This window comes from Dechloromonas sp. TW-R-39-2, assembly GCF_016864195.1.
Lineage (GTDB): Bacteria > Pseudomonadota > Gammaproteobacteria > Burkholderiales > Rhodocyclaceae > Azonexus.
Map to the genome: position 1 here is coordinate 467,779 of NZ_CP045202.1, position 25,519 is coordinate 493,297.

Here is a 25,519-nt window from a genome sequence, read left to right on the forward strand (position 1 = left end):
ATGTCCAAAGAGCGCGTACTGGTTGTCGATGACGAGCAACTCAATCTATTCATCATCGATGAGTTTCTCGAACAGGAAGAGCTTGAGCTTGAGTCTCATACCGATCCATTGCAGGCCTGGGAAAGCCTGCAGGCGCCCGGCAGCGATTTTTCGCTGGTGGTGCTCGACCGGATGATGCCGGGGCTTGATGGCATGGAACTGCTCCGTCGCATGAAGCGTGAGCCGCGCTTTGCCGATATTCCGGTGATCATGCAGACGGCGGCTTCTTCGCCGGATCAGGTACGCGAGGGGCTGGAGGCTGGGGCTTATTACTACCTGACCAAGCCTTATGAACCGGAAGCACTGATTTCCATCGTTCGGGCAGCGCTCGATGATCGTCGCGGGCGTAGCCAGTTGCGCACGCGCGCAGCTCGCCTGGAAGACGCGCAAAGACTGATTTCAACGGTTGAATACCGGTTTGTCACGCTGGCCGATGTGAGCAGCCTGGTGCCGATTCTGGCCGGCCTGTGTCCGGTGCCGGATGTTGCTGCACCGGGTTTGTCCGATCTCATGGTCAACGCAGTTGAACACGGCAATCTCGGGGTGACTTACCAGGAAAAATCCCTTTTGCGCTGGGAGGGCGACTGGGAGGCGGAGATTGAACGGCGCCTTGTCCTGCCGCAGTTTGCACAACGCTATGCCACGGTCAGGGCGGAGCGTTTGCCGCGCGGCGTGGTGTTTACCATCACGGATCAGGGCGATGGTTTCGATTGGAGCAAATATCTGGCCTTCGATCCGGACCGCGCATTCGATCCGAACGGACGCGGTATTGCCATGGCCAAGATGATGAGCTTTTCACGGCTCGAATATCAAGGCAAGGGTAACGTCGTCGTTGCAACCGTCAGCCTCGACGGTTGATCAGCGGCTGATGATCGTCGGCCTGTAGCCCAGGGCGGCCTGTATTTTCTCGGCAGTACGATCGGCATCGCTCCGGCTGGCATAAGGTCCGAGTTGCAGTCGGTGCATGCCGTTGCCGGGCTGGATGAACATGCGTTCGTTGATCCACTCCAGTTCGCGTGCGAGATGATTTTTCAGATTCTCGGCATTGTCCACGTTGGCGAACGCGCCAAGCTGCAGATAAATGCCTTTCGGTGCCGGCTTGTCATCGAGCAGCGGTTTTTGTGCCATCTCACCGATTTCATCCGGCCGGGCTACTTTGGCGGGCGGTGAGACCTGGTTGTAGGCCGTCCCGGCATATTCTCCCGGGATGATTGCTTCGACTTCGACTTGCCCGCTGCCGCCGTTGATCAAACCCAGCTTGTAGGCGGCGGTGTAGGAAAGATCGATCACCCGGTCGGCGTGGAAAGGACCGCGGTCGGTAATCCGCACAACGACCGATTTGCCGCTTTGGATGTTGGTGACCCGAACGTATGACGGCAGGGCCAGCGTGGGGTGAGCGGCGGTCATCGCAAACATGTCGTACGGTTCGCCGATCGATGTTTTCTGACCGTGGAATTTTTTGCCGTACCAGCTGGCAATGCCGCGCGTTTTGTAGGGACGAACACTGTTGTTCGGAACGTATTCCTTGCCTAGTACAACGTAGGGTTTGGTTGCCGGCTTGTGTAGCGGCTCCCACTTGGGTTCGGCGTCGGGGATGTCGTCCAGTCCATCCGGAATGTCATCGGCCGGGCCGTCATCCTTGTAGAAACCGCCTCCCCGTTTGAGTACCACGCCCGGTTTGCGCGTCGGTGTCGGGGATTTCGAAAACGGCCCTTTGGCGGTGTCGACCGTGCCGTCTGGCAGGTGGGGCGAGGTGCTGCCACAGGCTGCCAGCAGCAGTAGCGAAACCAGGCTGAGTGCTGTTCTGAAACTCATTTCTTGACCAGCATCCGGTGGGTGTGGATCGACATCAGAATGCCAATCCCCAGGAACAGGGTGACCAGTGCGGTACCGCCGTAGCTCATGAAGGGAAGTGGTACGCCGACGACGGGCAGAATGCCGCTGACCATGCCCATGTTGATGAAGGCATAGGTGAAGAAGCCCAGTGTGATGGCACCGGCCAGCAGTCTGGAGAACAGTGTCGGTGCCGCCGAGGCGATCATCAGGCCACGACCGATCAGCAAGACGTAGAGAAAAACCAGCAGGGCATTGCCCAATAATCCCCATTCTTCGGAGTAGACCGCGAAAATGAAATCAGTGTGTTTTTCCGGGATGAATTCGAGGTGAGTCTGCGTGCCATTCAGATAGCCTTTGCCGATTGGGCCACCGGAACCGATGGCAATGGTCGACTGAATGATGTGATAGCCCGAACCCAGCGGGTCGGTGGTTGGGTCTATCAAGGTCATGATGCGTTTGCGCTGATAGTCGTGCAGCATGTGCCAGAGAAAAGGCGCGGCTGCCGCACCGGCGGTGATCAAGCCAAGAATCACTTTCCACGGCAGGCCGGCAAAGAAAATGACGTAAAAACCAGCTGCGCCGACGAGCAGGGCGGTGCCGAGGTCAGGCTGTTTGGCAATCAGGGCGAAAGGGATGAGCAAGAGCAGTGAGGCAACGATGTAATGCTTGAATTTCAGCGTGGCTTCGTATTTCTGGAAGTACCAGGCAAGCATCAACGGCATGCCGATTTTCATGATTTCGGAGGGTTGAATCCGTGTGAAGCCGAGTGGTAGCCAGCGTTTTGCGCCATTGACCTTGATCCCGAAAAGAAACACGGCAACCAGCAGGATGACGCCGATGACGTAGAGCGGGATGGCAAAGCTCATCAGCTTCTGGGGCGGCAGGCGGGAGACGAACCACATGATGACCATGGCGACCCCCATGTTGCCGGCTTGCGAAAACATCCGCTGATTGCCGTCAATGGTTGCCGAATGTACCGTGGCAAGTCCAATCGCCATGATCGCCATGGTGATGAACAGCAGTGGAAAGTCGATGTGGGCAATCAGTTGTTGCCAGCCGCGCCGGAGCGAACCAACGACGTCAATCATTCTTCGGTGTCCTCTTCGATCGCATCGCTGTCTTCCTTCGCTGCGCCGGCCGGCAGCTTGCCCAGCAGGTAGTAATCGAGCACCATCCGGGCAATTGGCGCTGCTGATTGAGCACCAAAACCGCCATTTTCAACCAGCACGGCGAGGGCAATCGTCGGTTTGTCGGCCGGGGCGTAGGCGATGAACAAGGCGTGGTCGCGCAATTCCTTTTTAACGGCCCCTTCCTTGTACTGAGCCCCCTTCAGGGAAAAAACCTGAGCCGTTCCGGTTTTACCGGCTGTTTCATAAGGCGCGCCGGCGAAAGCCCGCGTTCCTGTTCCTTCCTTGTTAACACCGACCATTGCCCGACGGATGACATCGACGTTCTGCTGCTTGAGCTGGAGATCGCGGATGGGCTGCGGCTCGACCGGGCGCTTTTCGCCTGTTTTGGTGTCGACGATGTAGCGCACAAGGTGCGGGCGGAACATGACCCCGTTATTGGCGACGGTTGCCGTCGCTTGAGCAAGTTGAATCGGGGTGTAGGCGTTGTAACCCTGACCGATCCCGATGGAAATCGTCTCGCCGGCATACCATTTCTGCTGCTCAGGTTTTTTGAAACGCTGCTTTTTCCACTCCTGCGAAGGCAGCACGCCTTTTGATTCGCCGTAATCATCCTTGCCGATATCGATACCGGTACGCTGGCCAAAACCAAGCTGGCCCATGAACTTGGCGATATTGTCGATCCCCATGTCATTGGCCAGGATGTAGTAATACGTATCGCAGGAATGGACGATGGATTTGTACATATCCACGCTGCCATGTCCGCCTTTTTTGTCGTCGCGGAACTGGTGATTGCCGAAATTGAAGTAGCCAGGATCATTGATGGCCTGATTCGGCGTTCGCTTGCCCATTTCAAGAGCAGCAAGCGCCATGAAGGGTTTGAAGGTCGAGCCGGGAGGATAGGCGCCGTTGATCGCGCGGTTGACCATCGGTTTGCTTGGATGTTCGTTCAGTTCCCGCCAGTTTTCCGGGGTAATGCCATCGACAAAGAGATTGGGGTCGTACGTCGGATTTGAAACCAGAGCCAGAATACCGCCCGTCGAGGGTTCAATGGCAACCAGCGCCCCTTTGCGATCACCGAAGGCCTGTTCGGTAATTTGCTGGAGCTTGGCATCCAGCGTCAGGGCCAGATTGTTGCCGGAAACCGGGGCAATTCGTTTCAGACTGCGCAGGGCGCGGCCTCCGGCATCGATTTCGACTTCTTCGTAGCCGGTTTCACCATGCAATTCAAACTCGTAATGCTGCTCCAGACCGGTTTTCCCGATGTGGTCGGTTCCTTTGTAGGTGGCCTGTTTTTCAGACTCTTCGATCCATTTCAGATCGCGATCGGTGATGCGGCCAATGTAGCCGATGGCATGTGATGCAACATTGGCCAGCGGATATTGGCGGAACAGTCGGGCTTTGACCTCGATGCCGGGGAAGCGGTAACGCTGGGCGGCAAATTTGGCGACTTCGGCATCAGTCAGGCGAGTCCGGATGGGAATCGATTCAAAGTTCTTGGCCTCATCGAGCAGGCGCTTGAAACGTTTGCGATCTTTCGGCTGGATATCGATGATGGCCGACAACTCATCGATCGCCGTTTCAAGGTTGTCGACCTGAGACGGGGTGATTTCGAGCGTGAAGGCTGAGTAATTGCGTGCCAGAACCACGCCGTTACGGTCGGTGATCACGCCGCGATTGGGAACGATCGGAATTAGCGCAATGCGGTTGTCTTCGGCCCGGGTTCGGTAAAAGTCATAATGGATGACCTGCAGCCAGATGAAGCGACCGAGCAAAATGCCGAAGGCGAGCAGAACGGCAACCGCTGCGAAACCGACGCGGAAGCGGAATCGGTCGATATCGGCTTCGGGATTATGGAAATCGCCCACGGGCTGATCCTGTTAAATCGGTCGGTCGGGGTCCTGCTCGACCGGCTGGTACTGTGGCAGAAGCAGGATGAACGTGGCGGGAATCCAGAGCAGGGTCGCGACGAATGGGGCAATGAAATAACCCCAGCCCGGAAAATCCGCACCCACGGCCAAGCGCATCAGGGCCTGGACGAGTTGGGCGGCAAACAGTAGCGGCATGACCTGCAAAGCCTGCTGGATCAGTGGAAACCAGAGCAGGCGGCGCGACAGGGCAGCCGAGGCATAGGCCAGCAGGACATACGAAAAACAGTGCTGGCCGAGAACGGCGCCATCGGCCACATCCATCAACAGACCCATGATGAAGGCCCAGCCCATGCCGACACGGCGGAATTCACGGACGCTCCAGAAACACAACACCAGCGCGACCCAGTCCGGCATGCCGGGCCAGTTGGCCGTGGGCAGAAAATTGAGCAGCAAGGCAGCGATCAGGCTCAGAAAAATGAACCATGGGCGGACTGGGAGCAGAATGCGTGAGGAAGAAAAGGTTGGTTGCATCAGTTGCTCTTCATGCCGCGTTTTTTCTTGACGCGTTGCCCGGCCTTTTCTCCGCTGTCACCCCGGCTGCGAGATTCGGGTGGAGCAGGAGGCAGTGGCTGACGTGGATCGAGAATCATCATTTCGCCGAAATTCTCGACCCCGGCAACCGGTACGCAGAAAATTCGGGCAAATGAATAGGCGCTATCGCGTTCGATATTGATCACCTTGGCCACCGGAAACCCCGGTAGGAAAATGCCATCCAGGCCGGATGTGACGAGCACATCACCGACCTGTACATCGGCATTGGCCGGCATGTAGCGCAATTCGAGCTGGCCGTTGCCAAGACCGAAAACGACCGAGCGTTGACCGCTGCGCACGATCTGGACTGGCACGGCCTGGTCCTTGTCGGTAATTAGCGTGATTTCAGCCGAGAACGGAAAGACGCGCGTCACCTGGCCGACGACGCCGGTTTCATCGATAGCCGGCTGGCCGGAAACGATGCCGGATTGCTGGCCCTTGTCGACGATCACCTTGCGGGAAAAAGGATCGCGGGCAGTGTAGAGAATCTGGGCAACCTGTCCGTTGGCTTTCTCGCGTTCCTTGACGGTGAGCAGTTTGCGCAGGCGCTCGTTTTCAGCCTCAAGTTGAACCAGTCGTTGTAGATTGGGCGCGGTATTGAGTTGCGCGTGCTTGAGTTCGAGATTCTCGTTCTGCAGCGCTTGCAAGCCTTGCAGATAATTGGCTGCATAGTCGACCAGGCTGCCCGGTGTCTGGGCAACGCGCTGAACAGGATCGACCAGCAGGGCAATGCTCTGGCGGACCAGGTCGAGGCTGCGGAAACGCAAATCGAGCACGAACGTCGCCAGTGAGATGGCGACGTAGAAAGTCAGGAGGGCCAGCGGTGCTGGCCCTCGCTTGAAGAACGGTGGAGGAGCGTGGTCGATGCCGGCCATCGCGATCAGTACGTGTGTGCTGCGGTCGACTGATTAATCCGAGGCAAAAATGCTGCCCAGCTTGTCCATCTTCTCCAACGCCATGCCGCAACCGCGGGCAACGCAGGTCAGCGGCTCGTCGGCAACGATCACCGGCAGGCCGGTTTCTTCCATCAGCAGACGGTCGAGGTCGCGCAGCAGGGCTCCGCCACCGGTCAGGACCATGCCCTTTTCGGCAATGTCGGCACCGAGTTCGGGCGGGGTTTTTTCCAATGCGGATTTCACGGCGGAAACGATCTGGTTGAGCGGGTCGGTCAGCGCCTCAAGGATTTCGTTGGAAGAAATCGTGAACTTGCGCGGGATGCCTTCGGCCTTGTTGATGCCGGAAACTTCCATTTCCTTGACCTCGGCGCCCGGGAAAGCGGAACCGATGTTCTTCTTGATATTTTCGGCAGTGTTCTCGCCGATCATCATGCCGTAGTTGCGGCTGATGTAATTGATGATCGCCTCGTCGAGCTTGTCGCCGCCGACGCGGACCGAGCCGGCATAGACCATGCCGCCGAGCGAGATGACGCCAACTTCCGTCGTGCCACCACCGATATCGACGACCATCGAGCCGGTCGCTTCGGCAACCGGCAGGCCGGCACCGATTGCGGCGGCCATCGGTTCCTCGATCAGGTAGACCTGGCTGGCACCGGCGCCGATCGCCGATTCGCGGATCGCGCGGCGTTCAACCTGGGTCGAGCCGGAAGGCACGCAAATGATGATGCGCGGGCTCGGGCTGAACAGCTTGGAGTCATGCACCTTCTTGATGAACTGCTTGAGCATCTGTTCGGTGACGGTGAAGTCGGCGATCACGCCGTCTTTCATCGGGCGGATGACGGTGATGCTGCCCGGTGCCTTGCCAAGCATTTCCTTGGCTTCCTTGCCGACGGCCTGGATGGTTTTTTTGGCGTTGGGGCCGCCTTCGAGGCGAATGGCGACGACCGAAGGTTCATCGAGCACGATGCCACGGTCACGCACGTAAATGAGCGTGTTTGCCGTGCCAAGGTCGATGGCTAGGTCGTTGGAGAAATATTTGCTGAGAAAACCGAACATCTTGGACTCCGCTGGGGCGCTGGGGGTGCGGTAGAGAAAGCTTTTATGATACCTTATAACGCTCTTCATTTTAAGACTTTGTGCACTGCAAAAAAGTCTTTTGACACCATGTCGCTTACATTGGAACAGGTCCAGCGCATCGCCCATCTCGCTCGTATCGAGGTCAGCGAATCCGAAGCCCTCGCTGCGCAAGGGCACCTCAACGGAATTTTCGAATTGATCGAGCAGATGCAGGCCGTTGATACGACGGGCATCGAGCCGATGGCCCATGCTCAGGATCTGGCGCAGCGCCTGCGCGAAGATGCCGTTACCGAGGCTGATCGCCGTGCCGCCTATCTCGCCGTTGCGCCGGAAACCGAAGCCGGTCTTTATCTTGTACCGAAGGTGATCGAATGATCAACGCCAGCCTCAAGCAGTTGTCGCAGGCGCTCGCCGCCAAGCAGATTTCCAGCGTTGAACTGACCCAGCTGTTTCTCGACCGGATCAATCGTCACAACCCGACGATCAACGCCTTTGTCACGGTCGACCCCGAAAAAAGCCTGAATTCGGCTCGCGCCGCCGATGCCCGTATCGCAGCCGGAAATGCCGGCCTGCTGACCGGCATTCCGATTGCCCAGAAGGATATTTTCTGTGCCGAAGGCTGGCGTACGACCTGCGGCTCGAAGATGCTGGCCAATTTTGTCTCGCCTTACGACGCGACGGTGATTCGCAAGATGGAGGCCGAAGCTGGCCTCGTTTCGCTCGGCAAGACCAATATGGACGAATTTGCCATGGGCTCGTCGAACGAAACCTCGTTCTTTGGCTCGGTGCGCAATCCCTGGGACATTGAGCGCGTTCCCGGCGGCTCTTCCGGCGGTTCGGCAGCGGCCGTCGCGGCGCGTCTTGCTCCTGCGGCAACCGGCACCGATACCGGCGGCTCGATCCGCCAGCCGGCCGCGCTGTGCAACCTGACCGGCCTCAAGCCGACTTACGGCGTCGTGTCGCGCTACGGCATGATCGCCTTTGCCTCCTCGCTCGATCAGGCCGGCCCGATGGCCGCCAGCGCCGAGGATTGCGCCCTGCTGCTCAACACCATGGTCGGTTTTGACGAGCGCGATTCGACCTCGCTCGAACGCCCGACCGAAGATTACGCCCGCGACCTGGGCAAGCCGCTGGCCGGCCTGCGTATCGGCCTGCCCAAGGAATTCTTCGGTGAGGGTTGCGATGCCGACGTGATGGCTGCTGTGCGCACCGCAATCGCCGAATACGAGAAGCTCGGCGCAACGACGGTCGAAGTCTCGCTGCCCAACTCGCATCTGTCGGTCCCGGCGTATTACGTGATCGCCCCGGCCGAGGCCAGTTCCAACCTGTCGCGTTTCGACGGCGTGCGCTACGGCTATCGCGCCCCGGAATACGGCAACCTCGACGATATGTACCAGAAGAGCCGCGCCCAGGGCTTCGGTGACGAGGTCAAGCGCCGCATCATGATCGGTGCCTATGTGCTGTCGCACGGCTACTACGACGCCTATTACCTGCAGGCCCAGCGGATTCGCCGTCTGATCGCCAATGACTTCGTCGAAGCCTTCAAGCAATGCGACGTGATCATGGGGCCGACCTCCCCGTCGACCGCCTTCAAGCTCGGCGAAAAGGCGGCTGATCCGGTCCAGATGTACCTTTCCGACATCTATACCATCGCCGTCAATCTGGCCGGTTTGCCCGGCATGTCGGTGCCTTGCGGTTTTGCTGGCGGTTTGCCGGTCGGTTTGCAACTGGTCGGCAATTACTTTGCCGAAGCGCAATTGCTCAATGTGGCGCATCGCTACCAGCAGGCGACGGACTGGCATCAGCGCCGCCCCGTCGGCCTCGAGTAAGCATGCGTTTTAGCTGGGCGCCGCTCGCGCTGCTCTTGCTTGTCGGTGCTTGTGCCGAGGTCGAGAAGCAGCCGGAAAGCGGGGCGCCTGCAGAAACGGCGGTCGACAGCGTGTCGACCGCGGAAGAGACGCCGAAATTCAAGAATTCGACGCTCAAGTACCTGGCCAACCGCAAGCTCAAGCCACAGCCGACCCGGCCGCTCAACGTCAAATCGAAATGCTCGCATCGCGATGCCATCGGTACGACAACGAAGCTTGATCTGCTGGTCAAGGAGGCGCAGGTCAAGACCTTTGCCGCCCAGGTGGCGATCAAGGGTTACGGCACCTGCCGCTTCAATCTGGCTGATTTCGAGCAGACCGAAAAATTGCCCCAGGCCCTGCTCAAGCACAAGCGCGACGACGGTTGTCTGGTCCGCATGTGGGAGCAGGGGCCCAAAGTAACGATTGCTTTCAACAGTTGCCCGAAGTCCTGCGAAGGGGATGCTTTCAGCTATCTCTGGCCGATCATGGTCGAGCAGAAATCAGGGCGTTGTTTCTGAACGGATAGAACTATGAACCAGTGGGAAGTCGTAATTGGCATCGAAACGCACGCGCAACTGGCGACCGTTTCCAAAATTTTCTCCGGCGCATCGACCGCCTTCGGCGCCGAGCCGAATACCCAGGCTTGCGCGGTCGACCTCGCTTTGCCGGGCGTTTTGCCGGTGCTCAACAAGAAGGCCGTCGAGTGCGCCATTCGCTTCGGCCTGGCGATTGATGCCGAAGTCGCCAAAAAATCGGTCTTCGCCCGCAAGAACTACTTCTACCCCGATCTGCCCAAGGGCTACCAGATCAGCCAGATGGATCTGCCGGTCGTGGTTGGCGGCAAGATCACATTGCAGGTTGGCCAGGGCGACAAGGCTTACGAAAAGGTCGTCAGCCTGACCCGCGCCCACCTCGAAGAGGATGCCGGCAAATCGCTGCACGAAGATTTCCAGGGCAAGTCCGGGATCGATCTGAACCGGGCTGGCACACCGCTACTGGAGATCGTTTCCGAGCCCGACATGCGCTCGTCCGATGAAGCCGTGGCCTATGCCAAGTCGCTGCATGCGCTGGTTCAGTGGATCGGTATCTGCGATGGCAACATGCAGGAAGGCTCTTTCCGCTGCGATGCCAACGTTTCGGTTCGCCCGAAAGGCCAGGCCGAATTCGGTACGCGCCGCGAGATCAAGAACCTGAACTCCTTCCGTTTCCTCAAGGAAGCGATCGATTTCGAAGTCCAGTGGCAAATTAACGAAATCGAAGAAGGCCGCAAGATCCAGCAGGCGACGGTGCTGTTCGATCCGGATAGTGGCGAGACGCGGATGATGCGCAGCAAGGAAGACGCGCACGATTACCGTTACTTCCCCGATCCCGACCTGCTGCCGCTGATCATTTCGGCCGACTGGATCGACCGCGTACGCAGCGAAATGCCGGAATTGCCCGGCCAGATGCGTGACCGTTTCATCAACGAGCTGGGCTTGTCAGCCTACGACGCCGCAACGCTGACGGCGAGCCAGGAAATGGCCGCGTATTTTGAGTCGACCGTGGCAGTGGCCGGCAAAGCCAGTGCCAAGCCCTGTGCCAACTGGGTGATGGTCGATCTGGCCGCACGCCTCAACAAGGAAGGCCAGGAAATCGGTACTTCGCCGGTTACCGCTCAGCAACTGGGCGGTCTGATCCTGCGCATCGCCGACAACACCATTTCCAACAACATCGCCAAGAAAGTCTTCGATGCGTTGTGGACCGGCGAGGGCGACACAGCTGACGAGATCATCGACAAGCAAGGGCTGAAGCAGATTACCGATAGCGGCGCTATCGAGGCGATTGTCGATCAGGTGCTGGCGGCGAATCCAGCCAATGTCGCCGAATTCAAGGCGGGCAAGGAAAAAGCCTTCAATGCACTGGTCGGTCAGGTGATGAAGGCTGCCAAGGGCAAGGCCAATCCACAACAGGTCAACGACCTGTTGCGCCAGAAACTGACGGCCTGATCAGGGGCGACGTGGGGCCGCGCCGTTGTTTGGCGCGGTCGACGAGGTTTTTCCAGTCAATTCCTGATAGCGTTTGCGGTCGGCATCGTATTTGTTGCGAACGGTCGTGAAATCCTGCTTCTTGACGTTGAGCAACTCTTGCTGGACCTTGATTTCGTTGTCCAGCGTGCGCAGTTCCTTGTCCAGTTCTGGTGGCAAGGCTTTCTTTTTGTAGAACTCGGCTTCAGCCTCGGCCTTTTTGCGCTTTTTGCGTGCGATATCGATCTGGGCCTGCGCTGCTGCAATCGCCTGATTGATATCGGCTTCAGCATTGCGCTGGGAAATATCGATGTCCTGAGGGGTGGCGTAAGTGTCAAGCAGGGCTTGATCCTTGCGGCGCTGTTCGCGGTTGGCTTCCTCAAGCTTGGCTTGCTGGCGTTTCTCAGCAATCTGCTCGGCTTTTTGCTCGGCCGTCAGCGGCGGCCCGACTTCCTTCAGGACGTTGCCGCCGGCATCGAAAATCTTGTAACCCCGGCCGCGACACTGATCGGGCAGGGTGTCGGCACAAATCCGCCGGCCAGTGGCCGGGTCCTGACAGCAATAGGATTCTCCGGCAGCCTGGACGGACCCTGCCAGCAGCAAGAGCAGAGGGCCGATCAGCAGCTTAGACATCGACGCCGTATTGCTCCCGGTAATGAGCGACAGCGGCGCGGTGTGCGCCAAATTCCGCATTGTGCTCCAGGTAGGCCATCAAGTCGGCCAGGCCGGCTACGGCAATGACTGGAATGCCGTAGTCGCGCTGGACCTCCTGGACTGCCGACAAATCGCCTTGGCCACGTTCCTGGCGGTCAAGTGCGATCAGTACACCCGCCGGGGTGGCGCCGGCAGCGCGGATCAGTTCAACCGATTCACGTACCGAGGTGCCTGCCGAAATGACGTCGTCGACGATCAGGACGCGCCCCTGCAGCGGTGCGCCGACGATGTTCCCGCCTTCGCCGTGATCCTTGGCTTCCTTGCGGTTGAAGGCGAACGAATAGTTTTGACCGCGCTGGGCCAGGCCAATCGAAATCGCCGCAACCAGCGGGATGCCCTTATAGGCCGGGCCGAACAACATGTCGAAACTGACCCCGCCGACCTCGGCCGCTTTGGCGTAAAATTCGGCCAGTTGCCCGAGCGAATTGCCGTCGTTGAACAAGCCGGCATTAAAGAAGTAGGGCGACATCCGCCCTGCCTTGGTTTTGAATTCCCCAAAGCGTAGCACCTTGCAGCCGAGGGCGAATTTGATGAAATCCTGACGAAAATCCATAATCTTCCATTCTCCATGGCCGTGAATTCAGGCCAGTTAGAAGCCAATGTTACGCATCATCTCCCTGAATCTCAATGGCATCCGCTCCGCATGGAGCAAAAATGTGCTTCCCTGGTCTGTGCTCCAGCAAGCCGACATCATTTGTTTGCAGGAATTGAAGGCGCAGATTCCCGATTTGTCGAGCGAAATGCTTGCGCCGAATGGCATGTACGCGGTTTATCACTGCGCCGAGAAAAAAGGCTATAGCGGCGTGGGCATCTGGAGCAAGAACAAGCCGGATCGGGTGATCGAAGGTTTTGATGGTGGTGAGTTCGACACCGAGGGGCGCTACATTCAGGCTGATTTCGGTAATTTGTCGGTGATCTCGCTGTACCTGCCTTCCGGCTCCTCGTCACCCGAGCGTCAGGAAGCCAAGTTCCGCTTTCTTGATGTCTTCTTCCCGAAAATGCAGGCTCTGCGTGCCGAGGGGCGCGAAGTTGTTCTTTGCGGCGACTGGAATATTGCGCATCACGAGATTGATCTGAAAAACTGGAAGGGCAATCGCAAAAATAGCGGTTTCCTGCCCGAAGAACGCGCCTGGTTGAGTCGTGTGTTTGATGAACTGGGCTGGGTCGATGTTTACCGTCGCTTGTACCCGGATGTCGGCGAGGCGTCTTATACGTGGTGGAGCAATCGCGGGCAGGCCTGGGCCAAGAATGTTGGTTGGCGGATCGACTACCAGATTGCAACACCGGGTATTGCCGCGGCGGCGAAAGAGGCATCGGTCTATAAGGCGGAACGCTTTTCCGACCATGCTCCCCTGATTATCGATTACGAATACTTGCTGCCCGGTGATGCGAATTGATTTCGCTGCACGGACGGGCTACCCTGTGTTCTTTGTTTAACTGCTCACAACGAGGTTGAATATGTCTGATGATATGACCCTGGCCAACAAGGAAAAGCTTGTCTCCGATCTGAAGGTCGTGATTTCCGATACCGAAGAGTTGCTGCGTGCCACGGCGGGTGCTGCCGGTGAAAAGGTTGGCGAACTGCGTGAGCGCCTTGGTGTGCGTTTGCGCGATGCCAAGGAACGCGTGATCGACCTGGAAGTTGCCCTCGTCGACAAGACCAAGGCGGCTGCCCGTGCGACCGATGATTTCGTCCACGAAGAGCCATGGAAGGCCGTTGGTGTTGCTGCTGCACTCGGGCTGGCGCTCGGCGTACTGATCGGTCGTCGTTAATTCATGACGCAACCGACAGGTAGCGAAGGGGCGCGCGAGGGCCTCTTCCCTGCCTTGAAGAACCTGATCGCGACTTTGCTGGCGATCGGCAAGACGCGCGCTGAATTGCTGGTCAATGAGCTTGAGGAAGAGAAGTATCGCCTCATGTCGCTTTGGTCGAAGGCAATCGGTGCCGCGTTTCTGCTTGCCGTTGGCGTGATCATGGCCGTTTTCTGCCTGGCACTGGCGCTCTGGGAGCACCGTGTTGCTGTTTTCGGTATCTTTGCCGTGCTCTTCATTATCGGTGGCTTGCTGCTGATTTTTTCGCTGAAGAGTCAGGCGGCCCAGCCGAGCAAACTGTTTCGGGCCAGTCTGGCCGAACTTGAGGCCGACATGGCCCAGTTGCGTCGTCGCGGGAAAGACCAGTCCTGATGCAGGAAAAACGCCTGACCCTCGCGACGCGACACGGTGCCTTGCGCGCGCGTATCGAGCAACAGCGTCACCAGCTTGCCGCGCATGCCGCACCGCTGGAGGCTGCGCTGGCGCGGGGGGATAGCGTCCTGCGTGGTGTTGACTGGCTGAAGCATCATCCGGCCGCTGTTGGTGCCGCGGTAGCTGCAGTTGTTGTTGCCCGTCCCGCACGGGCATGGCGTTGGGCCAAGCGTGGCTTGTTTGTCTGGCGGGGTTGGCAGGCGTTGCGAAATTCTCTCGTTGGCGGGCGTTGACCGTGACAGAGGGGGAGCGCATCGAGGCCGTTTTGCCTGGCTGGTGGCAGCAAATGCTGTCGGCTCAGCGGCGTGAAGTCAGGCGGGTTTTATCCGAGTTGTTGTCGACGCGCGGCATGATGCCGTTGCTGATGAAAGTCCGGAACGGCGGTCAGTGGACGCCGGAGGAAAAGGACGAGATTCTCGGCCATATGCGCCGCATGGTGCATCTCTCGCCTTACCTTGTCGTGATGATCATGCCCGGTTCAATGCTGTTCTTGCCGGTTTATGCCTGGTGGCTGGACCGGCGACGCCTCAAGCGGGATGATGAGTAACATCCTCGGCACGCGTATTCCATGGCGCGACTCGAAGCAGCAGCAACATGCCGGGAATTGCCAGTACGGCGCATAGCCAGAAGAAATTCAGCCACCCGAGATTTTCAACCAGCCATCCGGCCGATGCATTGATGAATGTGCGTGGTACTGCGGCCAGGCTGGTAAACAAGGCCATTTGTGTGGCCGTATAAGCTGGATGGGTGGTGCGTGCAATGAAGGCAACGAAGGCTGCTGTACCGAGCCCGACGCCAAAGGCTTCAAGGCCTATTACGAAGGCCAGCGCAATACGCTCGCTGGCACCGATGCTGTCGTAGTGTCCTTGTGCCGACAGCCAGGCAAAGCCGAAAATCGAAACAAGCTGTACGACGCCAAATAGCCACAGCGCCCGGTTGATGCCCAGCCTGACCATCCACAGTCCGCCGAATAGGGCGCCGATAACGGCCGGCCAGAGACCGGCATGTTTGGCGATCAGACCGATGTCGGTCTTGGTGAAGCCCATGTCGATGTAGAAGGGGGTGGCCAATGCTGTGCACAGGCTGTCGCCCAACTTGTAGAGGAAGATGAAGCCGAGGATCATCGCTGCGCCACGCCAGCCCTGCCGCCCGATGAATTCCTGGAACGGTTCGGTGATCGCCTGGCGCAGGGTTTTGGGTTGTCCGGTGACTTTGGGTTCGCTGACCAGCCAGGCCATGGCCATGCCGGGCAGCATGAAGGCGCCGGTGATCCAGAAAACCTGATCCCATGGCAGACGGTCCGCCAGAATCAGCGAGAGCGAGCCGGGAATCAGGCCGGCGATCCGGTAGGCATTGACGTGTACGGCATTGCCCAGGCCGAGTTCGTGGTCGCTCAAAATTTCTCTTCTGAAGGCGTCGACCGCGATATCCTGGGTGGCCGAGAGCAGCGAGAGCAGGGTGGCCAGCCAGAGGATCGGCCAGATATTGTCTTTTGGACTGAGCCCGCCGAGTGCGCCGATGGTGAACAACAGGCCGATCTGAGTGATCAGCATCCAGCCACGACGGCGACCGAAGCCGGGCAGGTTGAAACGGTCGAGCAGCGGTGCCCAGACAAATTTCCAGGTGTAGGGAAACTGGATCAGCGCAAAGAAGCCGATCGTCTTGAGATCGACGCCTTCGCTGCGTAGCCAGGCCGGCAAGAGGTTGAGCAGCAGGTAGAGCGGCAGGCCAGAACTGAAGCCGGTGAAGATGCAGATCAGCATCCTCCGGGTGAGCAAGGCGCTCAGCCAGGCCGGCATCAGCGTTTGCAGGTCAGGCGATAGACCGCCAGACTGCCAAGGAAGTTGGCTTCGTTTTCGACGATGTTTCCTTGTTCATCGAGCACATGGCGTTCGCGGATGATCAGGCCCATTTTGTCGCACAAGGCTTCGAAGTCGAGCAGCGTGAAAAAGCGGACATTCGGCGAGTCGTACCACTGGTAAGGCAGGTCTTCCGAAACTGGCATCTGGCCGTCGAGGACTGAACGCAGGTTTTTCCAGTAGGCAAAATTCGGGAAGGAAATGACGGCTTCGCGGCCGACACGTAGCATTTCGCGCAGGATGCCTTCGGTGTGGCGCACAGTCTGCAGCGTGCGCGACAGCACTACATGGTCGAACGCCTGATCGGCAAATTCGTCCAGGCCTTTTTCCAGGTTACCCTGGATGACGTTGATCCCGTTGCGGATGGCAGCAAGGATGTTGGCATCGTCAATTTCAACCCCGACGCCGCGTACACCGCGCGTTTCGATCAGGTGTTTGAGCAAGGTGCCATCGCCGCAACCTAGGTCGAGGACGCGATGGCCCGGTTCGATCCAGTCGGCGATCAGTTCAAAATCGGGTCTGCCCAGCGTGTGCGTCATAGCTTGATGTTCCGCAGGTAGGCGTCGACCACGCCATGGTAGTGAGCGTCATCCATCAGGAAGGAGTCATGGCCGAAATTGAGGTCGATTTCGGCATAGGAGACATTGCGTCCGTTGGCCAGCAGTGCGGCGACGATTTCTTTCGAGCGGGCCGGCGAGAAACGCCAGTCGGTGGTGAACGAGGCGATCAGGAAATTGGCTTGGGTGCGCGCCAGCGTAGCGTTGAGATCGCCGTTGTCTTCGCGTGAAGGATCGAAATAGTCGAGCGCCTTGGTCATCAACAAATAGGTGTTGGCGTCGAAGTAGCCGGCAAATTTGTCGCCTTGATAGCGCAGGTACGACTCAACTTCGAATTCGACGTCGAAGCCGAAGGAAAAGGCGCTATTGCGTAGTTCCCGGCCGAATTTCTCGCCCATCTGATCATCCGATAGATAGGTGATGTGGCCGAGCATGCGCGCTAGGCGCAGGCCGCGGACCGGTCGCGTATTGTGTTCGTAGTAATTGCCGCCGTGGAAGTCCGGGTCGGTCAGGATGGCCTGACGGGCCACATCGTTGAAGGCAATGTTCTGGGCGGAAAGCTTGGGCGCCGAGGCAATCACGATGGCGTTGCGGACGCGCTCCGGGAAAGTGATGCTCCAGCGCAGCGCCTGCATGCCGCCGAGGCTGCCGCCGATAACGGCTGCCCAGCTATCGATGCCGAGTCGGTCGGCCAGTCTGGATTGTGCATGTACCCAGTCGTTGACCGCGACAATCGGAAATTCCGAGCCCCACTGCTTGCCGGTGGCCGGGTTGATCGACGAAGGTCCGGTGGAGCCGTGGCAACCGCCCAGATTATTCAGGCCGACGATGAAGAATTTGTCGGTATCGAGCGGTCGGCCTGGGCCGACGATGTTGTCCCACCAACCGATATTGTCGGGCTGGTCGGCGTAGTGGCCGGCGACATGGTGGTGGCCGGAGAGTGCGTGGCAAACCAGAATCGCATTTGATTTGGCGGCATTCAGCGTGCCGTAGGTTTCGTAAACCAGATCGTAGGCGGGCAATATCCCGCCGCTACGCAAATGCAGTGGCTGGTCGAAGTGGGCGCGCTGCGACTCGACGGCGCCGACAGATTGTCCTGGCATGCTATTCCTGAAAACAAAAAAACCCAGTTGGCCATAAACGCGAACTGGGTGGTTCCCGTTTTAGCAGTATTTATTCAGCGCCCGCAATCAGAGCTCAAATCGGCGCCGCTGCGATGCTCGCAGCGTGTTTCGGACAATACCGAGCAGGCCGTCAAAAGTCAATTGTGCGAGGTTTGATACACTGCAAACGGCCGTGCCTAAAGATTTGTTAATATGGCGCAAAACATGCGGTAACAGGAAAGATCTGGTTCTTGATGCAGGAACAGCGTCGTCATCAGCGGATACGTTTCGGTCATCCGCCGACAGTGAAAATCGGGTACGGGGGGGCTATCAGCCAGGGGGGGATCGAAAATATTTCGATGTCCGGCTTGATGCTGCGTACTGATATGGCGCTGACCATCGGCCATGTGGCAGGTTGCGAGTTTTCACTCTTTGGGTCGCCACTGATTGATGTGCCGGCAACGATCGTCAGTCAGGTGGGTGATTTATTCGGTGCCCGTTTTCAAACCGGGCCGATCAATCAGGTCATGATCGACGATGCAATCACTCATGCGCTGGCTTGTGGACAGGCATCCATCCTGTCGATGCATGAGCTTGGCGGGCGCAAGGTCATGCGTCTATCTGGCGGTTTGAACGGAGCGATGCGCAACGATTTCATGCATGCCCTGACCCGAGTCGGGGTCGATGAAATCGACGCCGAAGGAATTACTGCGGTCGACCCTGCCGGGCTGGCACTTTGCATGGTTGCGCTCCACCGTCATGGTGTCACGATCGGTGCCCGTTCTGCGTGCTTTTCCGAGGCTTGGGAGAGCGCCCTTCTGGTTGCCGGCAGTGGTGTGAATACGACTGAAGCACTCGCGAGGACGGGGCAATGAACAGGCATCAGCTAATCGGTCGTCTCTTGCTCGGCGGCATCGCGCTGTCAGCCGATGCCGTTTTCGCTGACGAAGAACTCTTTTTTGCTGAATTGCCTTTGGTAGCTTCGGTCAGTCGTTTGCCGCAGCAGCTTTCAGAAGCTCCGGGGGCTGTGACGGTCATTGATCGCGACATGATTCGTGCTTCCGGTGCGCGTAATTTTGCCGATCTCCTGCGTCTGGTCCCCGGCTTCCAGGTGACGCCACCGAATCAGGACGGTGCCGTGGTGGCCTATCATGGGCTGAGCAATGAAGAATACACACCGCGCGTTCAGGTGCTGATCGATGGTCGTTCGCAGTATTCGCCGCTGTTCAATTCCGGGGTGAACTGGAATTTGCTGCCCGTGGTGCTTGAGAACATCGACCGCATCGAAGTCATGCGCGGTTCGAATACGGTTTCCTATGGCTCAAACGCCTTTCTCGGCGTGGTTAACATCATCACGCTCGATGCTTCGCAAACGCGTGGCTGGATGATGTCGACCAATTACGGCAATGCCAATGTGCGCGACCAGACCCTACGCTGGGGCGGCAAAGCAGGTACGGCCGATGTCCGGATGACCTACCGGCAGCTCAATGATTCCGGCATGGAAAAGATGTTCGATGCCGGAAACTGGTTTGACCCTCACGATAGCCGGCATAACCAGGTTTTTGATTTGCGTGTCGATGCCCCGCTGACGGACCGGGACGAACTGCAACTGACAATCAGCCATGCCGAAGAGGTTTCCCAGTACGGACGTCCGTCCAGCCTGACCGATCCTTATCGGGATTTGAGCCAGAACAGCACGGCCCTGAGCGCAGAGTGGCGTCATATTGTGGCACCAGGCGAAGAATTGAAGCTGCGTTACTCGCACGTTGAAGACTGGGCTTCCGGTCGCTATCTCGAGCGTTTGTCCTATTCCGGCAATACGTATTTTTATCCGGCCAATCCTGGCGGCGAATCACGGACCGATGAGCTGGAGTTCCAGCATATGCTGGCTCCTTCGAGCAAAACACGGGCGGTCTGGGGGCTGGGAATGCGCCGGACCCAGGTTACGTCATTCCAGCAGTTTTCAAACTACGACTGGCAGCAACGCAACGCATATCGCCTGTTCGGCAATCTTGAATGGCGGCCGGCCAAGGATTGGCTGTTCAATCTGGGGGCCAGTTACGAACATGATACGGTGGTCGGTGAGTTGTTCGATCCCCGCGCCAGTGTCAGCTATCACCTGTTCAAAGACCACACGCTGCGTCTTGTTGCCTCGCGGGCTCACCGTACGCCAAGCCTTTACGAAGCCTACGGCAATACATCCAAAGCTGCTGCCGGGACGGTTACGCCGGTTGATCGTACTTACTATGCGACACCGGGGATCAATGCCGAGCGAATCGATACGCTGGAGCTAGGCTATCTGGGTGAAGTCAAGCCGTGGCGCGCCAGTCTGGATGTCCGGGCGTTTCATGAGCGGATTCCCAACCGGATCACGATTGTTCCCTCGGCACTGCCGCCATGGGCCGCTGACAGCCGGCCTGAGGCCGGGTTGCCGTATGGTCGCAACGATACGGCCCTGAATCTTGAGCGGGTCGTGGCGCAGGGTTACGAGTACCAATTGCGCTGGCAGCCGTTCGAAAAGACTCGCCTGCTTTATAACCACGCATATATTCGAACGTATGCGTTTCTGAGCAGTGAGGCGGTCATCGTTGATGCACCGTCGAACATTCCGAAAATTTCCCGTCAGACGGAAGAGTCGGCGCCGCGTAATTCGCAATCGGCAATGATCATACAAAAACTGCCGTACGATCTTGAAGCTTCCGCCATGTATTACAAGAGTGGCTGGATGCGCTGGCGCCGGAATTCCTATACGAGCCCTTACGAGCGAGTGGACTGGCGTCTGGCCATGCCTTTCCGTTTGGGTAGCACCAAGGCTGAACTGGCCTATATGGCACAGATGGCCAACCATACGATGGAAGGCCGGCGCGAAACGCGCCTGGCGACGGAAATGCACTGGCTGACGTTGCGTCTGGACTTCTAGTCTGGTCGGGAACTTGAATCCTTAGCGCATCACCGCGCCTTCGAGCCAGACCTCGAAAGGCTCGCATGGTGCGATAGCCTTTCCTTGGGCATAGCTGATACCGAGTGCCTTGAGCTGTTCGATAGCCGGGGTTTCGTCGATGTTTTCGGCAATCGAATAAATGCCGAGGTCAGCCGTGATTTCTTGAACGGCACGCAATAGCGCGGTCGACGCCCGATTTCCACCCAAATCGCGGGTCAGGCTGGTACTCAGCTTGATATAGCTGGGTGAAATCGTGTGCAAATGGCTGAAGGATGAAAGTCCGCCACCAAAATCGGAAAGTCCGACCTGGCAGCCCAGAATGCGGATCTGGCGAAGGAATTCGGGGATCTGGCTACTCTGATGTGTTGAAACATCTTCGGAGAAGAGAAGGCACAAGCCACTGCCCGGCAGGTTATGGCTGGCCAGGCCACGGGCAATGTGCTCGACCACCTTGCTTTGGCCGAGCGATGCTCGTGAAATCGGAACGAGGCAGTGCAGCGTCCGCTGGGCCTGTTTGGCTCTGGCCAGCGCAGCGATTGCGCAGTCGATGAAGCGCAGGTCGATGGTGGGTGCCAGATCATAGCGCTCGGCGGCATCCATCAAGGCGGAAAGGGCGATGGGCGGCTGTCCCGGCTCATTCAGGCGGGCCCCGATTTCAACCAGGTGTCCTGTCACGACATCATCCTGCAAAGCCGCCAGTGGCAAGGCTTCAAGGATCAAACGATCATCGGCCAGCGCGATCGAAATCCGGCTGGCCCAGTTGCCGGGCTCCTGGCGGCGCTCCTGGGTATTCAGCGTCTCTTGTTCGCAAACCTGGTTCCGGCCGCTTTCCTTGGCGCGATAACAAGCCGCATCACCTGCCGCCAGAATTTCGGTGATGTTGCGTACGCGCCGATTGACCGAGGCCAGTCCGATACTGGCGCCGATGGCAAAAACCTTGTCCTGCCAGATAAAGCGATAGGCGGCGGCCAGTCCACAAATGTCGTCAGCCACTTGTCGTGCCCGCTGGCCGCTGCAGTTTGCCAGCAGTACACCAAACTCGTCACCGCCCAGGCGGGCCAGCGAATCCTCTTCCCGCAAGCGTCCCTGAAAGAGCTGGGATATCTGGCGGAGCAGTTCGTCTCCGGCCAGGTGACCACAGGTATCGTTGACCGGTTTGAAGCGGTCGAGGTCGATGAACAGCACGCTGAATTCATCGCCACCCGCCTGGACGCTGCTCAGGGCGCGGTCCAGTCGATGTTCGAATTCGCGGCGATTGAAAAGACCGGTGAGTGGGTCGTGGCGGGCCTGGAAGGCGAGTTGCGCGGTGGCTTCCTCGATGCGTGACTGCATCGAGCGATGAACTTCTTCAATGTGATTGGCCATTTCATTGAAGCCATGTTCAAGAATGCCAAGCTCGCCGCTGGACGTGGCATTGACGCGTGTTCCAAAGTGCCCGGATGACATCTGGCGAACAGCCAGCGCCAATTGGTGCAGCGGCTTGGCGAGTGTGTCGGCAATGGCAATGGCGAGTGCCGCAAGCAAGATCAGGCCAACCAGCACAATGATCAGTCCTCGCTGGAAGAGATCGGCCTGGCGGGCATTCAGTTCTGTCTTGTCGAACTCGACGAAGACATGCCCGATCACCTCGGGCGGGCTTCCTTTTTGTTCAGGATTGAGGGGCTCGAACAGACTGTCTGCTTCATTGAGTGAGCGAACGACCGGTGCTCCGAAGGCGACCCAGCGATCATTTTCGGCAACCTGGCGCGGGCCGTCCGGGGTCTGGCGCAGAATTTCGCCCGACAACGATACGCGGCCGCTGACGGCCATGGCCCGTCCTTTTTGATTGACGATGATGGCTGCCTTGACGCCGGAGTCCTGAACCGTTGCCTGGGCAAGTGAATGCAGGCTTTCGATCTGTCCTGAAATGATGCTGTATTCGCTGATTGGTGCCAGGTAGCGGACTGTGGACAGCCCCTTGGTACGCAGCTCGGCTTCCAGCGTATTGATGCCGCTGTAAGTGAAATAGGCGACCAGTGCAATTGCAATCAGCGTGCTGGGTAGCAGCGTCAGGAGCAGCAGGCGTTGGCGCAGGGTGATCTGGTTCATCGTTGTTCCCGTTCGGCGAGCATGGCGCGCCGGATGGTGGCTTCATCCGGGACGGAAAGATTGAGCGCATCGGCAACATTGCGATTGATGCTGACGGCAAACATGTCCGGGCTTTGCGGCAGTGGCAGATTGGCGCCGCTGGCCTTGATCAGTTCGGCAGTCTGGTTGCCGATCTGGGTCGGTGTCGAGTAAATCGCAGCCAAGGCGCCGGCACTGGCAAATGCAGCAGAAAAGGCGACAACCGGACGTTGGTAGCGGTAGCTGGTGACCAGAATCGACTTGATGTTGTCACGCTTGTAGATTGAGCTGTCGGGAATCGCAAGCAGGACATCGACCCGGGGCAGGAGGGTGCCGAGCGCCGTGACCAGGCTGCTGTCGGTATCGCTGTCCTCGCCGCTCAGTACCAGTTTTGCGTTTGAAAAGACCTGTTTGTACTGATTGTAGAGATTGCGTGTTTCGTTGCTCAGAAGCATTCCAACCCGTTTGTGTTCAGGCAGCAAGTAACGCAGAAAAGTGGCGAGTCGAACTGGCGGCTGATCGAGGTAGATTGCAGAGGTTCGGCCGCGCAATTTGCCGGCATCGGCAAGGATTTTTTCGTAGGTTTGCCGGGGCAGGAGGGTGGCCAGTACAGGTTGTGCACTATTTCGGCCTAGGGTCTGGCGCAGGGCTTCGGCGCCGGCGGTGATGATCAGATCGGTCCGGATGACCGACAGTTCGATGGTTTCCGGTGTGCCGGAAGTGACCACGTTCCAGTTGCTGCCCTCCAGTGTTTTTTGCAGGGCAGTTGAAAACTCGGCGTAAGGTCCGCCCTGCTGGCTGAGTACGAGCGCAATACCGCCTGCCCGGGCAATCGGGGCAAGCAGGAACAGTAATACGAGGGCGCGCAGGAACGCTCGGTACATCGGCAGACTATAGCCTCAGCCCCTATGCCAATGCAATGAGTGTTTTCCTGCAGTTAAGGCGTGTTGATGTAAGCCTCGAGCTGGCGCGAGATTTCGCCAACCGGCATGGCGAAGGGGAATTTTTTGATGAATTGGCCATCGGGGCCGAGCAAAATCATCCCTGCCGAATGGTCGACCGCATAACGGTCGGCCGGGGTGTCCGGCTCAAAAACCTTGCTGTAGCGGATCTTGAAATTGTCTGCCGAGCGGCGGACGAGTGCGACCGGGCCGGTCAGGCCGAGAATGCGGGGGTCGAAAAATTCGGTATAGGTCTTGAGCACCTTGCCGGTGTCGCGTTCCGGGTCGACCGTAATGAAGATTGCCTGGACGCGTGCCGCCTTGTCGCCCAACTGCTTCAGAATTTCGGCCATTTCAACCAGGGTGGTTGGGCAGATATCGGGGCAATAGGTGTAGCCAAAGGAAATCAGCTGGTAGCGTCCGCGAAAATCCTCACTGTTGACCGAGCGACCATTCGGGTCTTGCAGGAGATAGCGCGGAATAATGCCGGCACTGCTGTTGCTGCGCAGGGCTTCCCATGATTCAGCCAGAGCGGGGGGAGCCAGCCACAAGCCAATCAGCAGCAGTGCGCAGAAACGGATCATTGAGTCGACTTGAAGGCCGCTTGCAGGCGTTGTTCGGCGGCACCGAGCTGGTTGGCGAGTGTTGCGGCATCCGGGCACTTGGCTTTGCCTTGAGCCAGGAAGGCGGCATTGGTCGCGTTTTCAAACGTTTCGCCATTGGCGCGTGTCTTGGGGGCCGTGGTGGCGACCGAGTTGCGCGCCCGGCTGACCAGTGCCGGCTGCTTGCAGGCCAGTGCCGTACCGTTGATCTGGCCGATGGCTTCCAGCGCGGCCGTGCCTTCATCGGCGGCAAAAGTCGGAGTGGCGGCACAGAGCAGGCTGAGCAAGAGGGTCGATACGGCGATTTTCATGGTCTGGATCCTTGGCGGAGAGGCTGATTATAGTCAGCGGGTTTCGAGCTGCTTTCTTACAGATCAAATATTTCGAGCAGTTGAGGCAGTCCTTCGCTGATTGCCACCGGCCCTGGCGTCAGGATGACGGCTGATTTGATTTCATGCATTTTTCCGTTGTTGACCGCGGGAATCTCCTGCCAGCCGGGTCGGGCGGCGACCCGTTCGGGGCGGAAGTGCTTGCCGCACCATGAGCCGATGATGATGTCCGGCGCGGCGGCAATCACGTCTTCGGCAGAAGGGCGGCGGTCCTTGGCCAGCGGCGAGCGGGCTTGTTCGGCAAAAACATCTTCGCCGCCGGCGATTTCGATCAGCTCGGAAGCCCAGCGGATACCGCTGATCAGCGGCTCGTCCCACTCCTCGAAATAAACGCGCGGCTTCTTGCCGGTTTTGGCCAAGCGTTCGGCCGCGATCGCTCTGGCTTGGGCGATTTGAGCTTCCAGCCCGGCGACGATGGCCAGCGCCTTATCTTGCGCGCCAACCAGCCGGCCGATCGTTTCGATCATCCCGAGAATGTCGTCGACGCTGCGCATGTTGAAGGCGTAGACCGGCACGCCGGCCTTGATCAGGTCACGCGAAATTTCGCTTTGCAGGTCGGAGAAGGTGAGAACGAGATCAGGCTGGGTGGCGAGGATCTTGTCGATGTCGCCGGTCGTGAAGGCGAAGACCTTGGGCTTCTCCTTGCGCGCTTCGGGCGGACGGACGGTGTAACCGGAAATGCCGACGATGCGGTCCTGTTCGCCGAGGGCATAGAGGACTTCGACGGTTTCGGTGGTCAGGCAGACGATGCGTTGCGGCAGACGGGGCATGGT

28 protein-coding genes are annotated in these 25,519 nt (G+C 58.5%); 12 read left to right on the forward strand and 16 right to left on the reverse strand.

The window, feature by feature from the left end; genetic code table 11:
- The gene (locus tag GBK02_RS02280; RefSeq protein WP_203468167.1) at positions 1–897 is read left to right on the forward strand and encodes a response regulator; all 897 of its coding nucleotides are present in this window, start codon (positions 1–3) and stop codon (positions 895–897) included.
- Here the strand turns inward: GBK02_RS02280 and GBK02_RS02285 are convergent, their stop codons facing one another.
- From GBK02_RS02285 to GBK02_RS02310, 6 genes are read right to left on the reverse strand one after another with little or no spacing between them, the layout of a single operon-like run.
- A complete protein-coding gene (locus tag GBK02_RS02285) occupies positions 898–1,854 on the reverse strand; it encodes a septal ring lytic transglycosylase RlpA family protein (protein ID WP_203468168.1) in 957 nt (318 codons plus the stop codon).
- Positions 1,851–2,963, reverse strand: a complete 1,113-nt coding sequence (gene rodA, locus GBK02_RS02290) for a rod shape-determining protein RodA (RefSeq protein ID WP_203468169.1) — start codon at positions 2,961–2,963, stop codon at positions 1,851–1,853. The genes GBK02_RS02285 and rodA overlap by 4 nt, the downstream gene beginning before the upstream one ends.
- A complete protein-coding gene (mrdA, locus tag GBK02_RS02295) occupies positions 2,960–4,870 on the reverse strand; it encodes a penicillin-binding protein 2 (protein WP_203468170.1) in 1,911 nt (636 codons plus the stop codon). Before mrdA ends, rodA begins: the two co-directional genes overlap by 4 nt.
- A gap of 12 nt (positions 4,871–4,882) precedes the next feature.
- A complete protein-coding gene (mreD, locus tag GBK02_RS02300; RefSeq protein ID WP_203468171.1) occupies positions 4,883–5,404 on the reverse strand; it encodes a rod shape-determining protein MreD in 522 nt (173 codons plus the stop codon).
- Positions 5,404–6,339: a rod shape-determining protein MreC gene (gene mreC, locus GBK02_RS02305; protein ID WP_203468172.1), complete on the reverse strand. Its 936-nt coding sequence runs from the start codon at positions 6,337–6,339 to the stop codon at positions 5,404–5,406. The genes mreD and mreC overlap by 1 nt, the downstream gene beginning before the upstream one ends.
- A 33-nt stretch (positions 6,340–6,372) precedes the next feature.
- Positions 6,373–7,416, reverse strand: a complete 1,044-nt coding sequence (locus tag GBK02_RS02310; RefSeq protein ID WP_203468173.1) for a rod shape-determining protein — start codon at positions 7,414–7,416, stop codon at positions 6,373–6,375.
- A gap of 108 nt (positions 7,417–7,524) precedes the next feature.
- Between GBK02_RS02310 and gatC the strand changes: the two genes are divergently transcribed.
- Genes gatC through gatB form a run of 4 tightly spaced genes read left to right on the forward strand, consistent with a single transcriptional unit; the run spans position 7,525 to position 11,272 of the window.
- On the forward strand, positions 7,525–7,812 hold the full coding sequence (gatC, locus tag GBK02_RS02315) for an Asp-tRNA(Asn)/Glu-tRNA(Gln) amidotransferase subunit GatC (protein WP_203468174.1): 288 nt from the start codon (positions 7,525–7,527) through the stop codon (positions 7,810–7,812).
- Positions 7,809–9,266 carry an Asp-tRNA(Asn)/Glu-tRNA(Gln) amidotransferase subunit GatA gene (gene gatA / locus GBK02_RS02320; RefSeq protein WP_203468175.1) on the forward strand — a complete coding sequence of 486 codons (1,458 nt, stop codon included), beginning with the start codon at positions 7,809–7,811 and terminating at the stop codon, positions 9,264–9,266. Before gatC ends, gatA begins: the two co-directional genes overlap by 4 nt.
- Positions 9,267–9,268: 2 nt before the next feature.
- Entirely contained in the window at positions 9,269–9,805 is a 537-nt protein-coding gene (locus GBK02_RS02325) for a hypothetical protein (protein ID WP_203468176.1), read from the forward strand.
- A 12-nt stretch (positions 9,806–9,817) separates the two neighbouring features.
- A complete protein-coding gene (gatB, locus tag GBK02_RS02330; protein ID WP_203468177.1) occupies positions 9,818–11,272 on the forward strand; it encodes an Asp-tRNA(Asn)/Glu-tRNA(Gln) amidotransferase subunit GatB in 1,455 nt (484 codons plus the stop codon).
- On the opposite strand, the gene GBK02_RS02335 is transcribed toward gatB, so the two are convergent.
- Both GBK02_RS02335 and pyrE read right to left on the reverse strand, forming a co-directional pair.
- Complete coding sequence (locus GBK02_RS02335) at positions 11,273–11,923, reverse strand: hypothetical protein (protein ID WP_203468178.1); 651 nt, start codon at positions 11,921–11,923, stop codon at positions 11,273–11,275.
- Positions 11,916–12,557, reverse strand: a complete 642-nt coding sequence (pyrE, locus tag GBK02_RS02340) for an orotate phosphoribosyltransferase (protein WP_203468179.1) — start codon at positions 12,555–12,557, stop codon at positions 11,916–11,918. The genes GBK02_RS02335 and pyrE overlap by 8 nt, the downstream gene beginning before the upstream one ends.
- A 46-nt stretch (positions 12,558–12,603) precedes the next feature.
- Between pyrE and GBK02_RS02345 the strand changes: the two genes are divergently transcribed.
- From GBK02_RS02345 to GBK02_RS02365, 5 genes are all read left to right on the forward strand, one after another.
- The gene (locus GBK02_RS02345; RefSeq protein WP_203468180.1) at positions 12,604–13,401 is read left to right on the forward strand and encodes an exodeoxyribonuclease III; all 798 of its coding nucleotides are present in this window, start codon (positions 12,604–12,606) and stop codon (positions 13,399–13,401) included.
- A gap of 61 nt (positions 13,402–13,462) precedes the next feature.
- A complete protein-coding gene (locus GBK02_RS02350) occupies positions 13,463–13,777 on the forward strand; it encodes a YqjD family protein (protein WP_203468181.1) in 315 nt (104 codons plus the stop codon).
- A gap of 3 nt (positions 13,778–13,780) precedes the next feature.
- Entirely contained in the window at positions 13,781–14,188 is a 408-nt protein-coding gene (locus tag GBK02_RS02355; protein WP_203468182.1) for a phage holin family protein, read from the forward strand.
- On the forward strand, positions 14,188–14,481 hold the full coding sequence (locus tag GBK02_RS02360) for a YqjK family protein (RefSeq protein WP_203468183.1): 294 nt from the start codon (positions 14,188–14,190) through the stop codon (positions 14,479–14,481). Before GBK02_RS02355 ends, GBK02_RS02360 begins: the two co-directional genes overlap by 1 nt.
- A gap of 2 nt (positions 14,482–14,483) precedes the next feature.
- The gene (locus GBK02_RS02365) at positions 14,484–14,795 is read left to right on the forward strand and encodes a hypothetical protein (protein ID WP_226407152.1); all 312 of its coding nucleotides are present in this window, start codon (positions 14,484–14,486) and stop codon (positions 14,793–14,795) included.
- Here GBK02_RS02365 and GBK02_RS02370 read toward each other — a convergent pair.
- Genes GBK02_RS02370 through GBK02_RS02380 form a run of 3 tightly spaced genes read right to left on the reverse strand, consistent with a single transcriptional unit; the run spans position 14,776 to position 17,767 of the window.
- Positions 14,776–16,047, reverse strand: a complete 1,272-nt coding sequence (locus GBK02_RS02370) for an AmpG family muropeptide MFS transporter (RefSeq protein ID WP_203468184.1) — start codon at positions 16,045–16,047, stop codon at positions 14,776–14,778. The genes GBK02_RS02365 and GBK02_RS02370 overlap by 20 nt on opposite strands.
- A complete protein-coding gene (metW, locus tag GBK02_RS02375) occupies positions 16,047–16,646 on the reverse strand; it encodes a methionine biosynthesis protein MetW (protein ID WP_203468185.1) in 600 nt (199 codons plus the stop codon). The genes GBK02_RS02370 and metW overlap by 1 nt, the downstream gene beginning before the upstream one ends.
- The gene (locus GBK02_RS02380) at positions 16,643–17,767 is read right to left on the reverse strand and encodes a homoserine O-acetyltransferase (RefSeq protein ID WP_203468186.1); all 1,125 of its coding nucleotides are present in this window, start codon (positions 17,765–17,767) and stop codon (positions 16,643–16,645) included. Before GBK02_RS02380 ends, metW begins: the two co-directional genes overlap by 4 nt.
- Positions 17,768–18,021: 254 nt before the next feature.
- Here GBK02_RS02380 and GBK02_RS02385 point away from each other — a divergent pair, with 254 nt between their 5' ends.
- Together GBK02_RS02385 and GBK02_RS02390 are read left to right on the forward strand one after the other, a co-directional pair.
- Positions 18,022–18,642: a PilZ domain-containing protein gene (locus GBK02_RS02385; RefSeq protein ID WP_239003233.1), complete on the forward strand. Its 621-nt coding sequence runs from the start codon at positions 18,022–18,024 to the stop codon at positions 18,640–18,642.
- Entirely contained in the window at positions 18,639–20,687 is a 2,049-nt protein-coding gene (locus GBK02_RS02390; protein ID WP_203468188.1) for a TonB-dependent siderophore receptor, read from the forward strand. The genes GBK02_RS02385 and GBK02_RS02390 overlap by 4 nt, the downstream gene beginning before the upstream one ends.
- Before the next feature lie 21 nt (positions 20,688–20,708).
- Here the strand turns inward: GBK02_RS02390 and GBK02_RS02395 are convergent, their stop codons facing one another.
- Genes GBK02_RS02395 through GBK02_RS02415 form a run of 5 tightly spaced genes read right to left on the reverse strand, consistent with a single transcriptional unit; the run spans position 20,709 to position 25,516 of the window.
- Entirely contained in the window at positions 20,709–22,796 is a 2,088-nt protein-coding gene (locus GBK02_RS02395; protein WP_203468189.1) for a diguanylate cyclase, read from the reverse strand.
- Entirely contained in the window at positions 22,793–23,698 is a 906-nt protein-coding gene (locus tag GBK02_RS02400; RefSeq protein WP_203468190.1) for an ABC transporter substrate-binding protein, read from the reverse strand. The genes GBK02_RS02395 and GBK02_RS02400 overlap by 4 nt, the downstream gene beginning before the upstream one ends.
- A 53-nt stretch (positions 23,699–23,751) precedes the next feature.
- Entirely contained in the window at positions 23,752–24,339 is a 588-nt protein-coding gene (locus GBK02_RS02405; RefSeq protein WP_203468191.1) for an SCO family protein, read from the reverse strand.
- The gene (locus GBK02_RS02410) at positions 24,336–24,668 is read right to left on the reverse strand and encodes a hypothetical protein (protein ID WP_203468192.1); all 333 of its coding nucleotides are present in this window, start codon (positions 24,666–24,668) and stop codon (positions 24,336–24,338) included. Before GBK02_RS02410 ends, GBK02_RS02405 begins: the two co-directional genes overlap by 4 nt.
- A gap of 56 nt (positions 24,669–24,724) precedes the next feature.
- Entirely contained in the window at positions 24,725–25,516 is a 792-nt protein-coding gene (locus GBK02_RS02415; protein ID WP_203469271.1) for a cobalamin-binding protein, read from the reverse strand.
- Positions 25,517–25,519 lie beyond the last annotated feature (3 nt).

Excerpts from the sequence above, each read along its gene's own strand:
- GBK02_RS02395 (WP_203468189.1), bottom strand. The coding sequence starts at position 22,796 with ATGAACCAGATCACCCTGCGCCAACGCCTGCTGCTCCTGACGCTGCTA.
- GBK02_RS02385 (WP_239003233.1), top strand. The coding sequence starts at position 18,022 with ATGCAGGAACAGCGTCGTCATCAGCGGATACGTTTCGGTCATCCGCCG.
- GBK02_RS02370 (WP_203468184.1), bottom strand. The coding sequence starts at position 16,047 with ATGCCGGCCTGGCTGAGCGCCTTGCTCACCCGGAGGATGCTGATCTGC.
- GBK02_RS02405 (WP_203468191.1), bottom strand. The coding sequence starts at position 24,339 with ATGATCCGTTTCTGCGCACTGCTGCTGATTGGCTTGTGGCTGGCTCCC.
- GBK02_RS02345 (WP_203468180.1), top strand. The coding sequence starts at position 12,604 with ATGTTACGCATCATCTCCCTGAATCTCAATGGCATCCGCTCCGCATGG.
- GBK02_RS02350 (WP_203468181.1), top strand. The coding sequence starts at position 13,463 with ATGTCTGATGATATGACCCTGGCCAACAAGGAAAAGCTTGTCTCCGAT.
- GBK02_RS02415 (WP_203469271.1), bottom strand. The coding sequence starts at position 25,516 with ATGCCCCGTCTGCCGCAACGCATCGTCTGCCTGACCACCGAAACCGTC.
- rodA (WP_203468169.1), bottom strand. The coding sequence starts at position 2,963 with ATGATTGACGTCGTTGGTTCGCTCCGGCGCGGCTGGCAACAACTGATT.
- metW (WP_203468185.1), bottom strand. The coding sequence starts at position 16,646 with ATGACGCACACGCTGGGCAGACCCGATTTTGAACTGATCGCCGACTGG.
- GBK02_RS02380 (WP_203468186.1), bottom strand. The coding sequence starts at position 17,767 with ATGCCAGGACAATCTGTCGGCGCCGTCGAGTCGCAGCGCGCCCACTTC.
- mreC (WP_203468172.1), bottom strand. The coding sequence starts at position 6,339 with ATGGCCGGCATCGACCACGCTCCTCCACCGTTCTTCAAGCGAGGGCCA.
- GBK02_RS02325 (WP_203468176.1), top strand. The coding sequence starts at position 9,269 with ATGCGTTTTAGCTGGGCGCCGCTCGCGCTGCTCTTGCTTGTCGGTGCT.
- GBK02_RS02285 (WP_203468168.1), bottom strand. The coding sequence starts at position 1,854 with ATGAGTTTCAGAACAGCACTCAGCCTGGTTTCGCTACTGCTGCTGGCA.
- GBK02_RS02335 (WP_203468178.1), bottom strand. The coding sequence starts at position 11,923 with ATGTCTAAGCTGCTGATCGGCCCTCTGCTCTTGCTGCTGGCAGGGTCC.
- GBK02_RS02310 (WP_203468173.1), bottom strand. The coding sequence starts at position 7,416 with ATGTTCGGTTTTCTCAGCAAATATTTCTCCAACGACCTAGCCATCGAC.
- pyrE (WP_203468179.1), bottom strand. The coding sequence starts at position 12,557 with ATGGATTTTCGTCAGGATTTCATCAAATTCGCCCTCGGCTGCAAGGTG.
- GBK02_RS02280 (WP_203468167.1), top strand. The coding sequence starts at position 1 with ATGTCCAAAGAGCGCGTACTGGTTGTCGATGACGAGCAACTCAATCTA.
- gatC (WP_203468174.1), top strand. The coding sequence starts at position 7,525 with ATGTCGCTTACATTGGAACAGGTCCAGCGCATCGCCCATCTCGCTCGT.
- GBK02_RS02355 (WP_203468182.1), top strand. The coding sequence starts at position 13,781 with ATGACGCAACCGACAGGTAGCGAAGGGGCGCGCGAGGGCCTCTTCCCT.
- gatA (WP_203468175.1), top strand. The coding sequence starts at position 7,809 with ATGATCAACGCCAGCCTCAAGCAGTTGTCGCAGGCGCTCGCCGCCAAG.
- GBK02_RS02400 (WP_203468190.1), bottom strand. The coding sequence starts at position 23,698 with ATGTACCGAGCGTTCCTGCGCGCCCTCGTATTACTGTTCCTGCTTGCC.
- gatB (WP_203468177.1), top strand. The coding sequence starts at position 9,818 with ATGAACCAGTGGGAAGTCGTAATTGGCATCGAAACGCACGCGCAACTG.
- GBK02_RS02410 (WP_203468192.1), bottom strand. The coding sequence starts at position 24,668 with ATGAAAATCGCCGTATCGACCCTCTTGCTCAGCCTGCTCTGTGCCGCC.
- GBK02_RS02390 (WP_203468188.1), top strand. The coding sequence starts at position 18,639 with ATGAACAGGCATCAGCTAATCGGTCGTCTCTTGCTCGGCGGCATCGCG.
- mreD (WP_203468171.1), bottom strand. The coding sequence starts at position 5,404 with ATGCAACCAACCTTTTCTTCCTCACGCATTCTGCTCCCAGTCCGCCCA.
- GBK02_RS02360 (WP_203468183.1), top strand. The coding sequence starts at position 14,188 with ATGCAGGAAAAACGCCTGACCCTCGCGACGCGACACGGTGCCTTGCGC.